We start from the raw sequence: 2,384 nt of genomic DNA, 5'->3' as shown, positions 1-2,384 counted from the left end.
GGGAATGCTGATGATCAGCGAGCCCCAAATACTCACCCCTTCGCGATTCTCAATGTGGTGTCGAGAACAGACAATCCCGCAGGATCAAATTATCCACGCATTGAGTGGGGCTAGATCTAATCCGCTGCAGGCCTAGGGGTCGGCTCACGATTCGGCATAAATGCCCCGTGGGGACTGTACGTTAAATGGGGTAACTTGTTAACGCCAACTGAAAACAGGGCCATTACTGCCAGGCGGGTTCTAGGTCTCGTTGCAACACTCCATCAGAATTCGGAGTGTGGAAATTGTGGGACGACGTGGACGGAAGAGATGGCTCAGCGTTGGGGACGCGTACTGGAAGCTGATCCTCGCTGGGGTCGGGCCGATCGAGGCGGCGAGGCGGATTGGTATCGCGCGCACAACCGGGTTCCGGTGGCGTGCCGAGCGCGGTGGCGTTGCGCCGCTGCGGATGCTCGAGGCCGATCGGCACACCCGGTACCTTTCGAGCGTCGAACGGGAACGCCTCGCAGTGCTCCGGCGTGAGGGGTTGTCGATGCGAGAGATCTCGAGACGGATGGGAAGATCACCGTCGACGATCAGTCGTGAGCTGCGCCGGAATATGCGCCGACACGACCGCGGGAAGTACGACGCGGTCCTCGCGCATGCCCGCTCGAGGGAGAAAGCCAGACGCGATCGCGGCGGGCGGATCGGTCAAGATCCGGTGCTTCGCGATCTTGTTCAGGAGAAACTGACGCAGGATTGGAGTCCGGAACAGATCAGCTTCTGGCTGCGGGAAACTTACCCGCAGAAGAAGTCGTGGCATGTCTGTCACGAGACGATCTATCAGGCGGTGTATTGGCCGCGGAACAGCGGATTGACGCGGAAGTTGACTACGCACCTGCGCACCGGGCGGCCGCTTCGAAAGCGCCGCCGACGACCGGATGTTCGTGCACCGCGCCTCATCGCGCCGGCGACCCTCATCGATTCTCGGCCAGCTGTCGTCGAGGAGCGTTCGCGTGGGCGATTGGGAAGGCGATCTCATCATTGGCACGAAGACACGCTCCGCGATCGGTACGCTCGTTGATCGCAAGTGCGGGTACCTGCTGCTGTTACACCTCCCGAACACGCATTCCGCGGTCGACGTCAACGCCGCGCTCACAGCAACGATGTCGATGCTGCCCGCGCATTTGCGACGCACACTGACTTGGGATCAGGGCTCCGAGATGTCCAGCCACGACAAGATCGTTCCCTCTTCGGAGAGGGTGTGTTCTTCGCCCACCCCGGGAAGCCGTGGCAGCGCGGCTCCAACGAGAACGTGAACGGGCTCCTGGAGTGGTCCCCGAAGCACAGCGACCTCAGCATCCACAGCGCAGACACCCTCACCGCCATCGCCGCGAAGCTCAACAATCGACCACGCAAACGCCTCAACTGGCAAAGCCCCACCCAGCTCTTCGACACTGGGCTAGGATCACTTCCAGAAACACGTGTTGCGACGGCCGCTTGAATTCACCCCAATCGTGTCTCGCGTGTTTCCGGGGCGTGTGGTGGCGTAGATAGTGCGAAAACCTGCTTGGAGCCCACGTCGTCGCCATGTCCACGGCTCGCCATGGCCGCCAACGCCTAAGGCGTTCTCTTCCCGTATTTAAGCGGAAGTCAGGCGAGAGAGATACTGCGCCAAAAACTCACAATCAAGTGCCTGCGCCCCTATCGTGTCATTTATGCCGAACCGTGGGCTGACCCCGACCAAGACCCGCGTTCAGCGCGTACTAGCAATGCCGATGTTTCAACAAATGACCGTCTGAACCTGGCGAGTAACAACGCGGCTGCTGGACCTACTCGACAACGACTAATCCTCGCTACGAATCTCGGAAACGATCGTTGACGGACCGGTCCGGCCGGTTCCCGTTTAGAAGCTGATGACGGTCGCGCCCTCTAGCGTGAAACGCAGGAACTCATCACGCGCGATGGTCAGCGTGATTCCCCGTTGCGAGAGGCTCTTGTCGACCCCGGCGGCCTGAGCGGCGTTGATACACGCACCAACCCGAATGCCGTCGGCCACCAGCTCGTCGATCTGACGGTTGAACTGCACATCGGCGTCACTCGCTGACAGGGACAGATGTTTTTGAGCCGGGCCGAAGATGAACACCTCTACCGCCACGCGATGCGTTACGGCGACCCCGGCCACTCGTTGGGGCACCCGAGTGCTGAGTATCAGTGAGGCGTCATCATCATGGAAAACATAAAAGACCGTGTTCTTCATGCTTTAGTCCCTTTCCAGCGAGCGGCTACCAGTCGCTTCCAGAATAGCCGCGTCGTAGCCATGAACCAGAAACGACCGGAATCCGACGCCGAAGTCCCTGCCGTCGGCAGGTTGGGGGCGTTTGAGAAGAAGGAGCTTGGCCTAC

3 protein-coding genes and 1 pseudogene are annotated in these 2,384 nt (G+C 60.3%); 2 read left to right on the top strand and 2 right to left on the bottom strand.

Going from position 1 to position 2,384, the window contains the following annotated elements:
- Positions 1-448: 448 nt before the first annotated feature.
- A pseudogene (locus tag D4765_RS20245) lies at positions 449-544 on the top strand (hypothetical protein); the annotation flags it as partial.
- Positions 545-562: 18 nt separating this feature from the next.
- On the opposite strand, the gene D4765_RS19905 reads toward D4765_RS20245, so the two are convergent.
- A complete protein-coding gene (locus D4765_RS19905; protein ID WP_237280570.1) occupies positions 563-811 on the bottom strand; it encodes a hypothetical protein in 249 nt (82 codons plus the stop codon).
- 109 nt (positions 812-920) lie between these two features.
- Between D4765_RS19905 and D4765_RS19525 the strand changes: the two genes are divergently transcribed.
- Positions 921-1,298: an IS30 family transposase gene (locus tag D4765_RS19525; protein ID WP_237280569.1), complete on the top strand. Its 378-nt coding sequence runs from the start codon at positions 921-923 to the stop codon at positions 1,296-1,298.
- Between the two features lie 587 nt (positions 1,299-1,885).
- Here D4765_RS19525 and D4765_RS18910 read toward each other — a convergent pair.
- On the bottom strand, positions 1,886-2,239 hold the full coding sequence (locus D4765_RS18910; RefSeq protein ID WP_136643856.1) for a DsrE family protein: 354 nt from the start codon (positions 2,237-2,239) through the stop codon (positions 1,886-1,888).
- Positions 2,240-2,384 lie beyond the last annotated feature (145 nt).

This window comes from Subtercola vilae (genome assembly GCF_004923255.1).
Lineage (GTDB): Bacteria > Actinomycetota > Actinomycetes > Actinomycetales > Microbacteriaceae > Subtercola > Subtercola vilae.
Note: the sequence above shows the minus strand (reverse complement) of the source record. Positions and strands in the feature narration are given on the sequence as shown.